Genomic DNA, 18644 nt, shown 5'->3' with positions numbered 1-18644 from the left:
GCGTTCTCGAAAGATCGCGTTCCTTCAGTACTGACCACCGAGGAGGATGATTCGGACATGTCCAAATTCATCGACCGTGTTGTATTGCACGTGCGTGCGGGCAAGGGTGGTCACGGCTGTGCCTCCGTGCGCCGGGAGAAGTTCATGCCGCTCGGCGGTCCGGACGGCGGCAATGGCGGACGCGGCGGGGATGTGGTCCTCGAGGTCGACCCGAATGTGCACACCCTGTTGGACTTCCACTTCCATCCGCACGCCAAGGCGAGCAACGGGAAACCCGGTGAGGGCAGCAACCGCGACGGTAAGCAGGGCACCGATCTGGTGCTGAAGGTGCCCGACGGCACCGTGGTGCTCGATGACGACGGCAAGGTGCTCGTCGACCTGGTCGGCGCGGGCAATAAGTTCATCGTCGCGCGCGGCGGACGCGGCGGGCTCGGTAATGCCGCGCTGGCCTCCAGGGCGCGTAAGGCTCCCGGTTTCGCGCTGCTGGGTGAGGACGGTGACGAGGGCGATCTCGTCCTCGAGTTGAAGTCCGTGGCCGATGTCGGCCTGGTCGGATACCCGTCGGCGGGTAAGTCCTCGCTGGTGTCGGTGCTCTCGGCGGCCAAACCGAAGATCGCGGACTACCCGTTCACCACGCTGGTGCCCAATCTCGGTGTGGTGTCCAGCGGTGAGACCACCTTCACCATCGCCGATGTGCCGGGTCTGATTCCCGGTGCGAGTGAGGGGCGTGGGCTCGGTCTGGATTTCCTGCGGCATCTCGAGCGCTGTGCGGTACTCGCGCACGTCGTCGACTGTGCGACATTGGAGCCGGGACGCGATCCGGTCTCCGATGTCGATGCGCTCGAGGCCGAACTGGCGGCCTACAAACCGGCATTGGATGCCGATACCGGGTTGGGTGATCTGGCCGATCGGCCGCGCGTGGTGATCCTCAACAAGGTCGACGTGCCCGATGCCGCCGAGTTGGCGGAGATGGTCACGGCCGAGTTCACCGCCCGTGGCTGGCCGGTCTTCGAGATCTCGGCGGTGAGCCGAGCCGGTCTGCGCCCCTTGACATTCGCACTCGCGGATATGGTCGAGCAGTATCGCGCGGCGCATCCGAAGGCCGCGCCGAAGCGTCCGGTGATCCGCCCGATCGCGGTGAACGAGACCGGTTTCAGCGTGATCGCCGATCCCGAAGAGCCGGGCGGTTTCATCGTGCGCGGCCCGCAACCTGAGCGCTGGGTGCGCCAGACCCAGTTCGACAACGACGAGGCCGTCGGCTACCTCGCCGACCGCTTGGCCCGTCTCGGTGTGGAAGAGGAACTGGTGAAGCAGGGTGCCGAGCCGGGAGCCCCGGTCACCATCGGTGACGTCACCTTCGAATGGGAGCCGCAGATCTCCGCGGGCGTCGATATGGTGCCCACTGGCCGCGGCACCGATATCCGCCTGGAGCAGAACGACCGGATCAGTGCCGCCGAACGCAAGCACGCCTCGCGGGTGCGGCGTGGTCTGGTCAAGGACGACGAGGAATAGCGTGGACGCCGTGGGCTTGTGGTGTGCGCCGAAGTCTGACACGGCGGTGCTCGGTCCGGGCTTGCGGCGGGTATCGGAATTCAATGGTGGCCCCCACGGTGCGGTGTTGCTCCGGAAGTTCAGCGCGGCGTCGAGTTCGGCTGTATCGGCGGACATGACCAGTTCGGTTGAATCAGCTGGTATGGCTGAGGCGTTCGGTGCGGCGGGGTCGGTTGAGTCGAGCGGTACGACCGGCACGGTTGAATCGATCAATACGGTGGGTTCTGTTGCGGTACAGGGAGTTCTGTTGCGATGCAGGTGAGTTCGGGGATCGCGGAGGCGATGTCGCAGTCCGGTCTGAGTGAGGCCAGGACGGCGATCGCGGCGGCGCGCAGTGTGGTGGTGAAGATCGGGTCGTCGGCGCTCACCAGTTTGAAGGGTGGGCTGGATACGGCGCGGCTGGATCGGCTCGCCGATGCGGTGGAGGCGCGGATGCGGGCCGGATCCGATGTGGTCGTGGTTTCCTCCGGTGCCATCGGTGCCGGTATCGCTCCGCTCGGATTGACAAGCCGCCCAAGGGATCTGGCGACCAAACAGGCCGCGGCGAGTGTCGGCCAGTTGGCGTTGGCGCATGCCTGGGGCACCTCGTTCGCGCGGTACGGGCGCACGGTCGGACAGGTGCTGTTGAGCGCCGACGACTTCTCCCGGCGCGAACACCATCGCAATGCGCAGCGCACCCTGGATCGGCTGCGCTCGCTCGGCGCGGTCGCCGTGGTGAACGAAAACGACACTGTCGCAACGGAAGAGATCCGCTTCGGGGACAATGACCGGCTCGCCGCGCTGGTCGCGCACCTGGTCGGTGCCGATGCGCTGGTGCTGCTCTCCGATGTCGAGGGCCTCTACGACGGCGACCCGCGCAAGGGCGCCGCGAAGTTCATCCCCGAAGTCCGCAGCAGCGCCGACCTCGACGGCGTCATCGCGGGTAGCGGCGGCGCACTCGGCACCGGCGGCATGGCCTCGAAACTCTCCGCGGCCCGCTTGGCCGCCGACGCGGGTGTCCCCGTCCTGCTCGCGGCCGCGACCGAGGCCGATATCGCGCTCAGCGCGGGCACCGTCGGCACCGCCTTCGCCGCCCGCCCGGTTCGCCTGTCCGCCCGCAAGTTCTGGGTCCGCCACGCCGCCGACAGCCGCGGCGCCATTCTCATCGACGAGGGCGCCGTCCAAGCCGTAGCCCACCGCCGCCGATCCCTGCTGGCCGCTGGCATCACCGGCGTCCGCGGCCGCTTCCATGGCGGCGATGTGGTCGACCTCATCGCCCCCGACAACCGCATCGTCGCCCGCGGCGTCGTCGAATACGACAGCGCCGAACTGTCCGGCATGCTCGGCCGCTCGACCACCGAACTCCCGGATACCATGCAGCGCCCGGTAATTCACGCCGACGACCTGGTCAAAGTCTGACCGGCCTGCCGGGCCGCCCGGGCAGTGCCTGCTCGGCGTCTGAAGCACTCGCTGGGACGGCAGTTGTGCGACCGGATGCTGTAGCCGGTTTCCGGCCGCCAACTATGCAGGGGTACAGGACAATCCGCAGACCTGTACGGATGCGGCCGGTCCGGCATCGACCACCGTGCCCGATGTCTTCGCTGGCGTGACCGCCGAGGATGCTGCGCTGCTGGAGGGCTGAGAGGAGCAGGTCGAATACACCCCGGCCATCGTGGCAGCCTAGTCGGGTTCTGCTCGGCGCCCCGTAGCAGGCGTCGCCGCTCGAAGCATCGGGTGGGGTTCCCGCGGATACCGATTAGGCCGGGGTGAGCGGATGCCGTTCGGCGGCCGGGGTGAGCGGATGCCGTCCAGGACTGGGTCAGCGGGGTCGTCGGGGTCGGGATGACGCCGCGTTGATGTAGGGCCGAACAAGCCCTGGCCATCGCGATCGGCCTTGGTCGGTTCCCTGCTCGCCGCCCCGAGCAGGCGTCGCCCGCAGCATCGAGTGGGCCTCCCGCTCATACCAATTCGACGGCGGAGCGGTCCGCCTCGGGATCGGTGTCGGCTAGCGGCAGTGGGGTGCCGTTGGGGGGTGGTATGACGCCGTCCTGTTGCAGGGGCTGGAGTTCACTGCGAACACGCCCTGCCCACGGCGATCGGCCTTGGTCGGGTTCCTGCTCGGCCCCGCGGCGGCGTCGGGCGGGGTGGCCGCGCATATCGATTCGTGCCTGGTCGGCCTCGGGATCGGTGCGCGCTGATCAGCGGTTGCGGTCGGGGCTTGGATGGCACCGCACTGTTGGAGGGTGGAGGGCAGGCCGAGCATGCCCTGGCCGTCGCGACCGGCTCGGCCGCGTTCGTACTGAACTCCGAGTAGTCGTCGACGACCGCTGTATCGGGCGGGGTGCCAGCGCGTACGCCGGGTTCGACGGCCGCCCGGCACGGGTTAGCGGGTGCCGTCGGGGGTTGGGATGACGCCGGGTTGGTTGGTGGTGGATGGGGGTTGGGACTGGCCGGAGTCTTCGGGGATCGGGCCGGTGATGCCGGGTTGGCCGCCTGGGTCGGGGAGCGGTGGGGTTGGGCCGGGAACCGGGGGTACTGGTGCTTGGGGTGCCGGTGTGGGCGGGGGTGCCTGCTGGGGTGGTGGTGCGGGCGTGTGCTGGGTTGTCGGTGGTGGTGTTGGTTCCGGGCTCGGCTGCGGAGGGGGTGGAGGGGCCTGCTGGGGTGTTGGTTCCGGCGTTGAGGTTTGCGGTGCGTGGGGTGGTGTCGGCTCGGGGGACGGAGCTGGCTGGGGGGTCGTTGGTGCCGGGGTCGGTGTCGGCTGTGGGTCGGGGGTGGGGTGCGGAGTGGTTGGTGCTGGGGTGGGTTGTGGTGCTGGGGATTCCGGGGTGGGCGGTGTCGGCTGTGGGTCCGGGGTGGAGTGAGGAGTGGTTGGTGCTGGAGTGGGTTGTGGTGCTCGGGATTCCGGTGTGGGTGCGGTTGGCGCCGGAGTCGGCTGTGGCGCTTCCGATTCCGGCGTGGATGGGGTGGGTTGTGGCGGTTGGGATTCTGGTGTCGACGGTGTCGGTTCGGGGACCTGCACGCCGGGCTGGGTTGGCTGCGGTGTTGGTGCTTGATCGCTGGGATCGGTGTACGGCTGCTGGGGTGCCGATGGTGCCGAGTTCGGTGTGCCGGGCAGTGCGGGGGGTGCGGGGAGGGCGGGGATTGCGGTGCCTGCCATTTGGTAGGCCGGTTTGTAGATCATGTTCATGGCGAGGACGGCCTCTTGGCGCAGTGCCTCGTCCGCCATCTGCGCATTGATCACATTGGCGGCCTCGAGCAGGCGCGCGATGGTGCCGATCGGACCCGAATTGCCCGGTGGCACAACGGCTATCTTCACGGCTTCGGCGGCCGCGGCGACGGCACCGAGGCGGGCACCGACCTGGCCCATGATGGCGGCGAGTTCATCGACCGAATCGGCGTAGCTGCGGGCGCTGGCATAGGCGGCCTCGGCCGCGGCGCCCTCCCAGGCCATCGAATTCATCACCCGATCCGAGCTCGCCCGGGTCAGCGGGAACGAACTGGCAAGTGTCCCAGCGACTTCCAGCCAGGTTACCGAGGCATTGAGGATCTGGGCCGCATCGATCTGCTGGGTCTTGGCATAGATCTCCTCGTGCTTCATCGACTCGAAGTGCTCCATCGAGCTGATGTAATCGGGATCATGCCCACCCGTCGTCCGACCGCCACCGCCGACGGAATCGTTACGCGACGCGCTATTCCCCGTCATCTGACCCCACCTCCGATGGTGTCGCTGGGTGGTGGGGTATTCCAGTCGTCCGACTGGCACCGTCGACGGAATCGTTGCGCGACGCGCTATTCCCCGTCGCTCGACTGGCACCGTCGACGGAATCGTTGCGCGGTGCGGTATTCCCCGTCGTCCGGCGGGCACCGTCGACGGAATCGTTGCGCGGTGCGGTATTCCCCGTCGTCCGGCGGGCACCGTCGACGGAATCGTTGCGCGGTGCGGTATTCCCCGTCGTCCGGCGGGCACCGTCGACGGAATCGTTGCGCGGTGCGGTATTCCCCGTCGTCCGGCGGGCACCGTCGACGGAATCGTTGCGCGGTGCGGTATTCCCCGTCGTCCGGCGGGCACCGTCGACGGAATCGTTGCGCGGAGCGGTATTCCCCGTCGCCCGACCGCCACCGTCGGTGGAATCGCTAGGTGGTGGGGTATTCCCCGTCATCTGCCCCACCTGCCACGGACACGCGACGTGATGCGGTATTTCCGGACGTCCGACTCGCACGGAACCGCTGGGCGATGCGACGTTCATCGCGGCACCCGCGATGCGATCGCCCGCAGCGCCGCGGCGTTCGCGGCGTCGGCCTCCTCGAACAGTCCGCCGCTGATCAGGAACGCCTCCTTCATCCGGTAGGCGGCCTCGATGTAATGGTCGAGCAGGGTGGCGGCGTCGCGGGCCTTGTGTGCGAATCCGGCCTGCAACTGCTGTGCGGAGATGAATCCGCCGAATCCGGCCAGCTCACCGGCCGATTCGAGGCGCTGTCGCAGATAGATGAGCCGATCGGCTTGGTGGTCGTACATTTCGGCGCAACGCCGCGCCGCGTCCGGATCGAATTTGACGGTGCCCGCCTGTGCCTCCTGTTTGAAGCGGGCAATATCGGCTCGGCTGCTCTCGATCGTCATGCACACCCCCGGGGATCGGTCGGTCCGCCTCAGACTAACCGTTGGCTATGCGTCCGGTTGAAATTGTTCAGGTCGGTGACGGTTTATCGGGCCGGTGCGGGAATGCGTTTCTGCAGCTGGGTCGCGAGCTGTTCGGCCGAGGCGGGCACGACGTGCACGGTATCGCCCGCCTTGATCAGATAGCGCCCGTCGCCCTTGACGTCGATCCAGGTGTAGTGGACCGGCGGCGGTGGCGTCGGATGGTCCAGTCGACCCTCGATCCGGATATGCCCCTCGGCGGTATGCGGCTTCAGCAGCAGCCGCCGAATAGATGGCACCGAACGCTGCGCGACGACGACGACTTCCTCGTCGCGGATCGCCTCGGCCGCGGCGGCCCGCGGTGGTTCGTGACCGGCCGGGACCGCGGGCAGCAGCGCCGCGATCCGAGCGCCGAGCTTGGCACTGAGTCCGATCGAAAGACGTACGCGCCCACCGAAATCCGCGCCGGGGCCAGGCTCCTGGACGGCGAGTACGGCGCGGTCGTAGATCGCGCAGGCCAGCAGCCGGATCTCGGTGCCGGGACCATGTCCGCCGCCGATCGCCACGATCCGGGTCTGTGGGTTCGCCATGATCCGCAGACATGCCGATAGGTCGGGATCGCTGCGCGGTGGCAGCCGCTCGTTCAGCTGGGCGCGCAACTTCTCGGCCTCGGTCTCGGTGCGCGGCGTCTCCAGGATCCGCAGCGGATACGGGTGACGATCCAATTCGGTTTCGCGCCAGATATGGGCGAACTCGTCCGGGGTGAAGGTCCAACTCACGCCGAATCACTCCTCACAACCCACGAACGTCATGCCGCCCGCCCGCGACCGCGTGCAGGTCGCTCGAGGGATCAGCTTAGCGGTGGCTCGAGGCGTTCGAACCACCGTCTTTTGGGAAGCAGTACCACAGGATTGCGGGCTAACGTGAGATTGAAATCTCGGATATATCCAAACAGCCCCTTCGGTTCGCTCTGCCTTGTTGTGCCGGAGCGCCTGCTCTGGTGCGGTGAACGGGGGTGATGGGAGTGATGACTTGCAGGTTCTTGGACCGTGGACCGACCCAGCGACATTTGCCGCGCTGGCCGGGGGTAAAGCGCGTGGGTTGTACACCTTGCACAATGGTGGCTTTCGCGTCCCGGACTGGGCGGTGCTCGGCACCGACGTCTTCAACCGGTTCCTTGTCGAAACCGACACGGACGCCGATTTGGCAGCCCTGGTGGTAAAAGTCACATCATCGGATGACTTGGTGCCGGCGCTGGCCGCCGGTGCGGAATTGCGCGCCGCGATCGTCGCCGCACCGCTGCCGCCGACGGTCCTCGAGTTGATCGGCGACGCGTACGACCGTCTCGGCGCGAGCGCGATCGCGGTGCGATCCTCGGCACTCGTCGAGGACGGACCCGGTCACTCCTATGCGGGCCAGTTCGATTCGTTCCTCAACGTCAACGGTGTCGACGCGGTCGCGGACCGCGTGCGCGACTGCTGGGCTTCGGCGTTCTCGGACAGATCGATCCGCTACGCCTTCGCGCACGGACAGCCGCGTGCCGCGACCATAGCCGTTGTCCTGCAACGCCTTATCGCCGCACGCGCCAGTGGCGTGATGTTCACCGCGAACCCGATCACCGGTGCCACCGACGAATTGGTGGTCAGCGCGGTGTACGGCCTCGGTGAGGGGCTGGTGTCCGGCGCGGTGGACGCCGACTCGGTGGTGGTCGACAAATCCTCGGGCACGGTGCTGGAAACGACTGTGGGGGACAAGGATCGGACCTACGCACCGATCGGGGAGCAGGGCTACGCGGTGCTGGAGGTCGAGCAGCAGCAGCGCGAGAGCACCGTGCTCACCGATGCCGAACTGGCCGAGCTGGTGGAGTGGGGACGCAAGCTGGAGGCCGATATCGGTGCGCCACAGGACATCGAGTGGGCCATCGATGCCGACGGGCTCTGGTTGCTGCAGTCGCGGCCGATCACCACCGCGGTCGGCGAGGGTGCGGTGCGCGACGCGGTGCTGCGCGGCGCAGGTGAGGTCGTCGCCGACGATGAACAGCGAATCTGGGACAACTCCAACATCATCGAGAGCTTCAGCGGCATAACCTCGCCGCTGACGTATACGACGGCGGCAGATATCTACGGCCGCGTGTATCACGGCTACGCGAAATCGCTGCGGGTGCCCGCTGAACAACTGCGCCAGACCGATCGCTGGACTCCGGTGCTGCTCGGCTACTTTCACGGCCGGGTCTACTACAACCTGCTGCACTGGTACCGGATGGTCGGCATCGCGCCGGGATATCCGCTGAACCGAAAGGTGCTCGAGGCGGCGCTCGGCGTCGATGAACCGCTGCCCGACGAGATCGCGAAGACCCTGCGCCCGTTCACCTTCCGCACCCCGCCGGCTCGACTCCGCTCGCGCGCGGTCACCACGGTCACCTATGTACGGCGGCTGTTCGGCATCGACGATATGGTCGAGCGCTTCATGGCCGGGTTCTACCGCGTCTACGACGAATACGACGCCCTCGATTATTCGACGCTGACCGGTGAGCAGGCCTATGCGGCCTATCGCAAGGTCGACCGCGACCTGGTCGACCGCTGGGGCCCGCTGATGGTCCTCGACGCCATCCTGCTGACCTGCACCGGTCTGATGTATCTGCTGACCAAGCTGCTGCTGCCGAAGGCGCCGGAATGGTTCCTCTACGCCGTGGTCGGCCCCGGCGCGGATGTCGAATCCGCCGAACCGGCCCGCGCCATGACCGAGCTGGCACAGTTCGTCCGCACCGATCCCGAGCTGGTGTCGTTGATCAATTCGACACCGCCGGAACAGATTTACGATGCGCTGGGTGATCACGCCGAACTGCGTGGCCGGGTCGAGGACTACATCGACCGCTACGGCTATCGCAGCCTGGACGAGCTCAAACTCGAGACACCGGATCTGCGTGAGGATCCCGCGAGCCTGTTCATCATGTTGCGCAGTGCGATCGGGCGCGTCGGCGAGGCCGCGCAGCACAGCCGCGGTGCCGAGGCCGATGAATACCTCGATGCCAATCTGCGCGGCTTGCGGCGCCGGATCTATGAACGCATGCGCGGCAAGGTGAATCGCTGCGCCGCCCATCGCGAGCGGCTGCGGTTCTGTCGCACCAGGGCCTTCGGCATGGTCAAGCGGATGATCCGAGTGATGGGCCGAGATCTGGTCGCCCGCGACGTCATCGATGAATTCGGCGACGTCTTCTCGCTGACCGTCCAGGAGTTGCGCGGCTGCTACGAGGGCGCCGATACCGCCGGTCTGCGTGAGCTGGTCGCCGCACGGAAAGCCCAGCGTGCCAGGGACGCCGAGTTGGTAGCTCCGGCACGCTTCGTCACCACCGGCGCGACCTTCGGGCGCGCCGAACTCGCGACTCAGGGCTGGGTGCCGGTCGCGGATACGCCGGCAGCGACCGTCGGCACCGTGCTGCCCGGTACGCCATCGGCATCCGGGCTCGTCGAGGGCAATGCGGTCGTCGTCGACGAGCCGCGCGATGTCGCGGGCGGCATTCTGGTGGCATACCGCACCGATCCCGGCTGGGTGGCCGCCCTGCCATCGGCATCGGCGCTGGTCATCGAGCGCGGCAGCCCCCTGACCCATGTCGCGATCGTGGCACGGGAACTGGGCGTGCCGACGGTGGTTCAGGTCAAGGATCTGACCAAAAAGATACGAGCCGGTATGCGAATTCGGGTCGATGGTACAAACGGAACAGTGACTGTGCTGTCCGAAGGAGATCTGCGGAATGAAACCTGACGAAAACGTTGCCGCAGTTCGCAATTGGCTCGCACACCCGGCGCAGGAAACCGGCATCTATCTGGCCGATGAGTCCGACGGCTGGGACTACCGCAGCTACGCCGATCTCGCCGAGCTGACCTGGTCGATCGCGGCAAGCATGCGCGCGCACGGTATGGGCAGCGGTGACGGCGCGTGCGTGATCATGCCGACCGGATTCCCCTGTGCCGCGGCGTTCTACGCCGTGTGGGCGTGCGGCGGGGTGTTCACGCCGGTCGCGCCGCCGATGTTCGGCGACCTCGATCAGATCATCGCCCATATCGCGGCCATTCTGGAGCAGGCCCGGCCGAGACTGGTGGTGACCTCGACCGAATTCGAGGAGTTGGTACGCAGGGCCGCGATCGCGGCGGGCCGCACCGATGAGCCGCTGGTGATCGATGCCGCCAAGCTGGGTCCGGCGCCCGAGGTCCGTGAATTCGGGGAGCCGGACGAATGCGCCCTGCTGCAATTCACCTCCGGATCCACTGGTACGCCGCGCGGGGTGCGGGTCAGCTGGCACAACCTGGCCAATAACATCGCGATGATCTCCGCGCTGATCGACTGGCGGCCCGGCGAGACCATGGTCTCCTGGCTGCCGCTCTATCACGATATGGGTCTGGTCGGCGCATTCCTCACCACCGTGACCAATCAGGGCGATCTGTATCTGATGCGCCCTGACCAGTTCGTCCGTGACCCCGCGCGCTGGCTGCGCGCCATGACGCAGGCCCAGCACACCCCGTCGCCGTCCTTCGCGCTCGGCTATGTGGCGCATCGGGTCGCGCCGGAGGAAATCGCGGACCTGGATCTGTCCGGATGGCGCACGCTGGCCGTCGGGTCCGAACCGGTCGAGGTGGCCGATCTCCAGTCGTTCGCGAATCTCACCAGCAGCCAGGGGTTTTCGACCAACGCCTACACTCTCGCCTACGGTTTGGCCGAGGCGACGCTGATGGTGACCTCCTCCGCGCGCAACCGGCCCATCACCGCGCTGCGGCTGGACAATCCGAATCTGCGCTTCGGCGAACCGATTACGCTTCTGGCCGAAGAGTTGCTGGACGATACCCACCGCGTCGAGGGGTCCGGCTGGATCACCGGACTCGGGTACTCGACGCCCGAATCGACGGTGCGGGTGGTGGACGAAGACGGCCGCGAGCTACCGGACGGCACCCTCGGCGAGATGATCGTGGTCGGCGATTCGGTCGCACTGGGCTACTCCGGTGAACCGACCGGTGGTTCGTCCACGCGGATCGTCGAAAGCGTGCTGTTCACCGGTGATGCCGGATTCCTGCACAACGGTGAGGTCTTCGTACTCGGCCGGATGGGGTCGAGCCTGAAGGTGCGCGGCCGGTCGGTGTTCATGGAGGACATCGAATCCCGGGTGGCTCAGGAAACCGGGATCACCAAGGGCAAACTCGCGGCCGTCGCGATCACCGAGGCCGGTGCCCAGGGCATCGCATTGTTCGCCGAATCGGCACCCGGTGACTGGATCATCGAGGCGCGCAGGATCATTCGCGGTGAACTCGGTCCCGCGCAGACAGTGACCATCGTGACCGGACCGCGTGGGGTCATTCGCCGCACGTCCAGTGGCAAGCCACGCCGTCGGCACATGTGGCAGCTGTTCGTCGACGGCGCGTTGGCGGACGCGGTGGTGCACGCGGCCGACGGTGCCGCGGAATCGAAGGCGCGCGCGGAGCGGGCCGATACCGATGAGGCCGGGCCCGAGCCCGCCCTGCCCGCCGAGCGGGTGCGCCAGCTGCTCGATCGTGCGCTGGAAAGTGTTGCAGTGCCGCGTGATTCGGCTGTTCTGTTCGAAGGGTCGCTGGCGGAGGGGTTCGGCAATGCCGGATCCGATATCGACTTCCTGGTCGTCGCACCGGGTGATGAAGACCTGCCGACACTGCCGACGGTGTTGTTCATCGACGGTCGCCGTGTAGAAGTGCGGACCAGGTCCGAGGCGCAGCTGCGCGATCAATTGACGCAGGCGGGTGATCCGGACCGGCTCGACGAGGATCTGCTCAACCGGTGTCAGCGCTTCCTGCGCGCGACCCTGGTCGAGTCCGGCACGCCCGATATCGCGGAACTGCGTGCGCTGCTACCGCATTCGAACTTCACCACGGTGATCGCGGACTGGTGGACCCGGCGCGCAACGCAGGCACTGCGCTACGCGGTCGCATTGCGGGCATTGCGAGCGGAGGACGAGGCCGGGGAGTGGGCGCGTGACGGACTGCTGCAGGCCATGAAGGGCTGGGCGGCCCGCAGGGGCGAAAGCTATCTGGAGACCAAGTGGCTGCCGCACCAACTCGACCGCATCGGCGACCACGAGCTGATCGATCGCTACCGCGAGCTCAGCACCCCTGCTGAACATATTGTGTGGGAAGAGGTTTGGGAGCTGGCCGCCGCGCTCGGCGTATCCGAGCTCGCCGACGATCCGCATCAGCTCCTGTTCGCGCGAACACCCCGGGTGACAACCTGGACGATCGGCGGTCGGGTGCATGTGATCCGTGACGACCGGGACGTGTTCGCGCTCTCCGACTCCGCCGCCCGCGCCTGGCGCTCGGTGGTGTTCCGGCACTCACTGCGCGATGTCCTGGCCCGTGCCGAGCACGAGATCGCCGCGGACCTTATCGAATTCCTCAGGCTCGGTCTGGTCGGATTGCAGTGGCGCGGTGGCGAACTCGTCCAACCCGCGCTGGCCATGTGCAAGTCGGTCAAGCCGTATACGCCGGTGCCGAGTTCGGCCGCGCCGGCGCTCGGCCTGACCGGCGCGGCTCGCGACGATGTGATCGCGACGCTATCGCCGCTGCCCGCGATCAGATTCACCGAATGTGCGCTGAATCTGGTGTGGTCCAATATCGTCCTGGAGAACGCCAGGGAGGATCTGGCGGGTGCGGTCAAGAATTCTCAGGGGGCGGTCGCCGATATCGCCGCCCATCGGCTGATCGCGATGGCGGTGCGTGTCCTGTTGTCCGCATTCGGGATTCACCCGCTGCCCGCCGATGTCGCGCCCGTGTCGACGGTGCGGCGGCTGTTGCCGGTGCACGCGGGGCGCCGCGATGAGCTGCTGGCCCAGCTGGAATCGGCGCGGCGGGTGCGTTTCTCGGAGATCATCGGTACCGGCGGCGATACCATTGCCGGACTGGCGATGCTCGATGATTTCGTCACCCTGGTTCGATCGGTGGCCGCGGGTTCCGATGCGACAACGCGATTCCCGGCCTCCTTCGATTCGCGTGAGCAATGGCGGCGCACCCTGGCGATCGGTTACGACTGGCTGCGCATCGCCGGCTACCTGAACACCGACCTGCCCCTCGACGAGGCCCGCGATCTGCTGACCTCCGGTGGCCAACAACCCCATCTCCGGGAAGGAGAGTCCGCATGACGGCAGCATCGCGCGGCGATTCGATCGGCGGTGATACCCGGGTGCCGGACGGACCGGCCGATAAGGTGCGCAGACTCGTCCTGGCCATGGCCCCCGAACCACCGGCCGAGCTGGCCGACGACCACCGCCTCATAGAGGACCTCGGTTTCGATTCGCTGCGTCTGATGGAGCTCACGGTCGTGCTGGAGCGAGCATTCGCGCTACCGCGCTACCGGCCGGAGGAACTGGTCGGAGTCCGCCGGGTCGATGCGGTGATCGCCCTGGTCTCCGGCACCTTGGCGGCGGCCGAGAAGGTTGGCGAGGTGAACGGGTGAGCCTCGGCGATACCGTTCTGGTCACCGGCGCGGCGGGTCTGGTCGGCGCGGAGGTGGTGGCACGGCTGGCGGCCGCGAGTCGGCCCGTTGCCGCTGTGCTGCACAGTAATTCGACCATTGTGCGCAATGACGGCACGCTCATCGAGGCCGGGACGGCGGTCGCGGGTGATGTGCGGGTGCCCGGATTCGGCCTGGCCGCAGGTGTCGCCGCGGATCTGGCCGAGCGGGTCGGCATCATCGTGCACTGCGCGGCGACAACGGCATTCGACGCGTCGGCGGCGGACTACGAGGACCTCAATGTGCGCGGCACCGCGAATGCCATCGCGCTCGCCCGCCAATGGGATGTGCCGCTGGTGCACGTGAGCACCGCCTACGTCTGCGGTATGCGCGGCGGCACCATTTCCGAGGATGAACTCGATGCGGGCCAGAGCTTCGGAAACGGCTACGAGGACAGCAAGTTTCGGGCCGAGCAGCTGGTTCGGGCGGCGGGCGCGGAGGGCCTGCAGTGGGTGATCGTGCGCCCGGGCATTGTGACCGGAGCCAGCGATACCGGCGCGATCCGGGAGTACAAGAACCTCTACACCGTGGTGAAACTCATGGTCGAGGGCAAGCTCCGGGCGCTACCCGGCCGCTACGACGCGACGCTGTCGCTGGCGCCGGTCGATCATGTCGCCGATGTGATCGCCGCTGCCGTGCTGGATTTCGACTCCGCGTGCAACCGCACACTGCACGCCGTCGGCCGCGACACCTTGTCCCTGCGCGAGGTGTCCGATGTGCTCGCCGAATACCCGTCGTTCGAGGTCGCCACCTTCGTACCGGAGGCGACCTTCTCCGAGGACGACCTCGAGCCGATCGAGCGGGAGTACTACCGCCGCATCGGCTCGCTGTACACCAGCTACTTCCGGCGGCGGTTGGTCTTCGACACCACCCACGCCGACGTGCTGCTCGGCCAGTTGTCCCCAGCGACGGGTAAGGAGTATCTGCGGCTGCTGTTGGACTATTGCCTGGAATCCGGATATCTGGGAATACCGCTGCCTTCGATCGAGGATATCTTGGCCAGCAACGACTTCGACGGAGCCGCGCAATGAGTGCCATTACGCCCGAGCCGCTGCGGCAGCTGCTGAGCACGCTGACGCCGTCGCCGGAGAAGGTCGAGGCCTACATCGCCGACACCTACGTCCAGGAATCGGTCGACCAGCTCGACCGGCTCGGCGTGGACGCGGCCAAATTCGCCAGGGAACATTCGCTGCTGCTGCTCAAGCCGGACGCGATCGTCGCCCGTTCCGTCGAGCCGACACTGAACTGGCTGGCCGACAACGGATTTCGCGTCGTCGGGGCGTGCCGCATACCGGTGGACCGGCATCTGGCCCGTGCGCTGTGGTACTTCGCCTGGAATATCGCCTCACCCGAACGCCGCCGCCTCGCCGATCTGCTGGTCGGCATTTCGGATGTGCTGGTACTCGTGGTGCACGGAGCCGACGGCGCCTTGCCGGTTCCGGTGCGGCTCACCGAGGCGAAGGGTGCCACCGATCCCCGCAAGCGCCGTCCGGGCGAGTTGCGGTATCTGCTCGGCCGCCACAACTATCTGCTGAATCTGGTGCATTCCCCCGACGATCCCGCCGATGTCCTGCGGGAACTCGCCATCTACCTGGACGAGTGGAGCCGAGCCGGGACGATCGCGCAGGCGTGTGCGGGCGAGGACCGCGCGGCGGACGCGACCACGATCGCGCAGGACCTCTACGCGGGCACACCGGCGCGCAGCTTCGAGCGGGCGGACGCGCTCGACCGGGTGCTGCGCGATCTCGAACGGGACGGCCGGACGGTCCCGCCCGACTTCGATCCGACCTCGGACGCGGATTGCGCACAGCTGCTGTATCAGGCCTGGGCCGACGGCCGCGATCTGGATGCATGGTCGGCGATCGTGCTCGGATCCTATGTACTTCCCATGCGGACCGGCACCGAGCCGCAGATGTTACGGCCGGTGTCGGCCGAGGAATGGTTGGAGGGTCGACCGTGACCACTGAAGCGGCCGCCGTACAGACGGCAAGCCATATCCGCACGATCTCCCGGGAACTCGCGCACCGGTGCGCGGTCTCGGAGGTGTTCGTCACCTCGCTGGACACCGTAGGCGAACACACCTTCGTCGTCGGTGCCCAACTACCCAGAATGCATGCCTATTACGGCGACCACGTCGGATCGCTCGCGGTGCGCCACGATCCACTGGTGGTCATGGAGGCGGCGCGACAGGCCGCGATCGCATTGACGCACAAGTTCTATGGGGTGCCGTCCGAAATGGGGTTCGTGGTGCGCACTTTCAACGGCACCGGCTCCGACACCGCGGCCTGGGAGGTCCGCACCGCGCCGGCGGATCTGGTCATGCGGGTGCGAGTTCCGCAGCGTCACCAGCGCGGTGGCGTGCTGCAAGGTCTGGATATGGTGCTCGAAATCGAAGCCGATGGCGAGCCGATGCTGACGGTCGACGGATCCTTCTCCTGGGTGACCCCACGGCAGTGGTCGGCACTGCGCAGTGGATTCCGGGAAAGCCTGGGGCTCGGAGCGTTTCGCGGTGCCTCGGCCCTCACCGAACGGGCCGCACCGGCCGCGGTGGGCCGGGAGAACTGGCGCAATGTGGTGATCAGTGCGCCGGTGCGCACCGGCGCGGTCGCGCGGGCGACGCTGGTGCCCGACCTCGGCCACCCGTTCCTCTTCGACCACCAGCTCGACCATGTGCCCGGCAGCCTGCTCATCGAGGCCTGCCGGCAGACCGCGCTGTCGATGATCGTGCGCGATCTGCCCCAACTCGAATGTGTGGCAAGCGCTTTCGACCGATTCGTCGAATTGGACCTCCCGGCGGAATGCACCGCCGAGATCACCGATCAAGGTGCGGGCACTATCGTGATCCACTGCGAGATCCACCAGGCCGATGCCGTCGCCGCCGAGATCGATCTCGAATTCGCCGAGGACACACTGGTTTCCGAGGCCGATACCGAAGGACTCTGATGGGCGAGGACTTCAAGGGCACCGACCTGCTGACCACCACCCGCGCCTTCCGCCGCCGCCTCGATCCGACCCGACCGGTCGCGCGCCAGGATCTGCTGGACTGCCTCGATATCGCGGTGCACGCCCCCAGCGGCACCAACCGTCAGCCGTGGCGTTTTCTCGTGGTCGAGGATCCGGCGCTCAAGCAGCAGATCGGCGACTACTACCGAAAGGGTTTCGCCGCTTATCTTTCCGCACGCACGCCCCGCCCCGACCAGCTCGGCGATCTGGCCTCCGGCCAGCACCTCGCCGCGCACCTGCACGAGGTGCCCGCGCTGGTCATCGTCTGCTCACTGGGGCGTCCGCCGGCGAACGCGTCTGCGCTGCTGCTCGCCAGCTTTTACGGCTCCATCTACCCGGCGGTGTGGAATTTCATGCTCGCCCTGCACGAACGTGGACTCGGGACCACCATGACGACCGCGCATCTGGCCTACGAGCGCGAGATCGCCGATCTGCTCGGGATTCCGTTCGACCAGGTCACCCAGGTCGCGATGCTGCCGGTCGCGCATCTGCTGCCCGGTACTCGGGGCCCCGGCCTGCGGCGCACGCCGGCCGTGGAGGTGACCATGTGGGACCGGTGGAGTGCCGGATGAGCGATCGCGTCGCGTCCTCGCCCGGTCTCCTGGACTCGGTCGTTCGCATCGGTCGCTTCACGGCGGTGATGTACAAGCCGCACTACGTGCTCTACGGCGTGCTCTGGGTGCTGGCACTGGAGGGCACCGCGGCCGTGGTGTCGCAACCGGATTCGCCGTGGCGGCCGACCGGGTCCACGGTATTGCGGATCGTCGTGGTCGCCGTCGTCCTGCTGTACCTGCGCATGGTCGACGAACAGAAGGACCTCGACTACGACCGCGTCCACAACCCGGATCGTCCCCTCGTCACCGGCGCGATCACCGCCACCGAACTCCGTGCCGCCATGACCGTCATCGCCATCGGCGCGATAGCCGCCAGCCTTACCCTGTCGGCGATCTCGGCGCTCATGATCGCCGCCGTGCTCGCCTATGGTCTGGTCCTGTGGGGTCTCGAGCGGCTGTCGGTCACCATCCGAACCGACATCCTGGTGAACCTGGCCGTCACCTACCCGGTCCAACTCCTGGTCACCGCCTACGTCATCCTCTCCGCCGCCGATGCCGGTGCAGTCCGCGCCACCTGGAAGACCGCCGCCGTCGCGCTGATCTTCGCGGGCGCGTTCCTGCAATTCGAATTCGCCCGCAAGACTTCCCGAACGCCACGTCCCGACGAGCACTACTACTCCAACGCCCTCGGCCCGATCGGCAGCACCGCCTTCGGACTGCTGTGCGCCGCCGTCGCCGTGCTCACCGATATCGTCCTCGTCCAACCGTGGACGTATCCATTGGCTCAGGCGGTTGTCGCCGGGCTTCCCTTGGCGCTCTTACTGCTTCCGATTTGGGGCGCACTGAAGTTCCTGCGCGGCACGCGGGCGGACTATCCGGTGCTCCCGGCGGTCCTGTTCATCCTGACGTCGTACATCGTGCTCATAGTTCAGGCGTTCACACTGACGTAAGTTCGATCCCCGCAGCTGATTTCGGCCGCATCCGTCAGCCGATCGGCCCCGCCGACCCGAGACCAGATGCCGACGCCGACCGGGACCGAACCCTCCGACTCAGGCGTGTAATTTGCCGCCGACGTACTTCGCGAGCACCACATGATCGCCGGTCGTCGCGGGCTTTCCAATCGAATTGGGCGATGAGCACGACTCCGGTCGTCGGGGCTTGTTCACCGTCGCACCGAGATACGACGAACAGCCGCACCAAGCTTTGCGACGGCCACCTGGGCCTCCTGCGCTCGCGAAGCCGATCGACCGGTCCAGTGTCGATACAGTCCGGGTGCGTCGAGACTTCGGCGAGCCGCTGCGGTCGCCCTTGTAGTGCGGCCGCCCGGAACGGATGAGTAGCTGGAATGAGTAGTTCGGCGGACGTCGGACCTACTGGTCCATTCGTAGTCTCGCAGC

The 18644-nt window shown here is 67.2% G+C and carries 14 protein-coding genes; 11 read left to right on the top strand and 3 right to left on the bottom strand.

Features of this window, described 5'->3' with window-relative positions:
• Nucleotides 1–57 precede the first annotated feature (57 nt).
• On the top strand, nucleotides 58–1512 hold the full coding sequence (gene obgE, locus ACQP2D_RS34760; RefSeq protein WP_433680169.1) for a GTPase ObgE: 1455 nt from the start codon (nucleotides 58–60) through the stop codon (nucleotides 1510–1512).
• Between the two features lie 321 nt (nucleotides 1513–1833).
• A complete protein-coding gene (proB, locus tag ACQP2D_RS34755; protein WP_433685852.1) occupies nucleotides 1834–2949 on the top strand; it encodes a glutamate 5-kinase in 1116 nt (371 codons plus the stop codon).
• 964 nt (nucleotides 2950–3913) lie between these two features.
• Here proB and ACQP2D_RS34750 read toward each other — a convergent pair.
• Entirely contained in the window at nucleotides 3914–5233 is a 1320-nt protein-coding gene (locus ACQP2D_RS34750) for a hypothetical protein (RefSeq protein WP_433680168.1), read from the bottom strand.
• A 74-nt stretch (nucleotides 5234–5307) separates the two neighbouring features.
• Between ACQP2D_RS34750 and ACQP2D_RS34745 the strand changes: the two genes are divergently transcribed.
• A complete protein-coding gene (locus tag ACQP2D_RS34745; protein WP_433680167.1) occupies nucleotides 5308–5721 on the top strand; it encodes a hypothetical protein in 414 nt (137 codons plus the stop codon).
• 52 nt (nucleotides 5722–5773) lie between these two features.
• Here ACQP2D_RS34745 and ACQP2D_RS34740 read toward each other — a convergent pair whose 3' ends face one another.
• Nucleotides 5774–6148, bottom strand: a complete 375-nt coding sequence (locus tag ACQP2D_RS34740) for a hypothetical protein (RefSeq protein WP_433680166.1) — start codon at nucleotides 6146–6148, stop codon at nucleotides 5774–5776.
• Nucleotides 6149–6231: 83 nt separating this feature from the next.
• Nucleotides 6232–6945, bottom strand: a complete 714-nt coding sequence (locus ACQP2D_RS34735) for an ESX secretion-associated protein EspG (protein ID WP_433680165.1) — start codon at nucleotides 6943–6945, stop codon at nucleotides 6232–6234.
• A 253-nt stretch (nucleotides 6946–7198) separates the two neighbouring features.
• Here ACQP2D_RS34735 and ACQP2D_RS34730 point away from each other — a divergent pair, with 253 nt between their 5' ends.
• The 8 genes from ACQP2D_RS34730 to ACQP2D_RS34695 are packed head-to-tail and all read left to right on the top strand — an operon-like array spanning nucleotide 7199 to nucleotide 18197.
• Complete coding sequence (locus ACQP2D_RS34730) at nucleotides 7199–9928, top strand: phosphoenolpyruvate synthase (RefSeq protein WP_433680164.1); 2730 nt, start codon at nucleotides 7199–7201, stop codon at nucleotides 9926–9928.
• Nucleotides 9918–13319 (top strand): AMP-binding protein, encoded by a 3402-nt coding sequence (locus ACQP2D_RS34725; protein ID WP_433680163.1) that lies wholly within the window; start codon nucleotides 9918–9920, stop codon nucleotides 13317–13319. Before ACQP2D_RS34730 ends, ACQP2D_RS34725 begins: the two co-directional genes overlap by 11 nt.
• Entirely contained in the window at nucleotides 13316–13633 is a 318-nt protein-coding gene (locus ACQP2D_RS34720) for an acyl carrier protein (protein ID WP_433680162.1), read from the top strand. Before ACQP2D_RS34725 ends, ACQP2D_RS34720 begins: the two co-directional genes overlap by 4 nt.
• On the top strand, nucleotides 13630–14721 hold the full coding sequence (locus ACQP2D_RS34715; RefSeq protein WP_433680161.1) for an SDR family oxidoreductase: 1092 nt from the start codon (nucleotides 13630–13632) through the stop codon (nucleotides 14719–14721). Before ACQP2D_RS34720 ends, ACQP2D_RS34715 begins: the two co-directional genes overlap by 4 nt.
• On the top strand, nucleotides 14718–15650 hold the full coding sequence (locus ACQP2D_RS34710; RefSeq protein ID WP_433680160.1) for a nucleoside-diphosphate kinase: 933 nt from the start codon (nucleotides 14718–14720) through the stop codon (nucleotides 15648–15650). The genes ACQP2D_RS34715 and ACQP2D_RS34710 overlap by 4 nt, the downstream gene beginning before the upstream one ends.
• Entirely contained in the window at nucleotides 15647–16633 is a 987-nt protein-coding gene (locus ACQP2D_RS34705) for a ScbA/BarX family gamma-butyrolactone biosynthesis protein (RefSeq protein WP_433680159.1), read from the top strand. Before ACQP2D_RS34710 ends, ACQP2D_RS34705 begins: the two co-directional genes overlap by 4 nt.
• Nucleotides 16633–17265 (top strand): nitroreductase family protein, encoded by a 633-nt coding sequence (locus ACQP2D_RS34700; RefSeq protein ID WP_433680158.1) that lies wholly within the window; start codon nucleotides 16633–16635, stop codon nucleotides 17263–17265. The genes ACQP2D_RS34705 and ACQP2D_RS34700 overlap by 1 nt, the downstream gene beginning before the upstream one ends.
• Complete coding sequence (locus ACQP2D_RS34695; RefSeq protein ID WP_433680157.1) at nucleotides 17262–18197, top strand: hypothetical protein; 936 nt, start codon at nucleotides 17262–17264, stop codon at nucleotides 18195–18197. Before ACQP2D_RS34700 ends, ACQP2D_RS34695 begins: the two co-directional genes overlap by 4 nt.
• Nucleotides 18198–18644 lie beyond the last annotated feature (447 nt).

The organism is Nocardia sp. CA-119907, from assembly GCF_050955995.1.
Classification (GTDB): Bacteria; Actinomycetota; Actinomycetes; order Mycobacteriales; family Mycobacteriaceae; genus Nocardia.
This window is presented reverse-complemented; position numbering and strand designations above follow the sequence as displayed.

Coding starts and splice junctions, on each gene's coding strand:
- ACQP2D_RS34740 (WP_433680166.1), bottom strand. CDS start 6,148: ATGACGATCGAGAGCAGCCGAGCCGATATTGCCCGCTTCAAACAGGAG.
- ACQP2D_RS34710 (WP_433680160.1), top strand. CDS start 14,718: ATGAGTGCCATTACGCCCGAGCCGCTGCGGCAGCTGCTGAGCACGCTG.
- obgE (WP_433680169.1), top strand. CDS start 58: ATGTCCAAATTCATCGACCGTGTTGTATTGCACGTGCGTGCGGGCAAG.
- ACQP2D_RS34695 (WP_433680157.1), top strand. CDS start 17,262: ATGAGCGATCGCGTCGCGTCCTCGCCCGGTCTCCTGGACTCGGTCGTT.
- ACQP2D_RS34720 (WP_433680162.1), top strand. CDS start 13,316: ATGACGGCAGCATCGCGCGGCGATTCGATCGGCGGTGATACCCGGGTG.
- ACQP2D_RS34700 (WP_433680158.1), top strand. CDS start 16,633: ATGGGCGAGGACTTCAAGGGCACCGACCTGCTGACCACCACCCGCGCC.
- ACQP2D_RS34750 (WP_433680168.1), bottom strand. CDS start 5,233: ATGACGGGGAATAGCGCGTCGCGTAACGATTCCGTCGGCGGTGGCGGT.
- ACQP2D_RS34725 (WP_433680163.1), top strand. CDS start 9,918: ATGAAACCTGACGAAAACGTTGCCGCAGTTCGCAATTGGCTCGCACAC.
- proB (WP_433685852.1), top strand. CDS start 1,834: ATGTCGCAGTCCGGTCTGAGTGAGGCCAGGACGGCGATCGCGGCGGCG.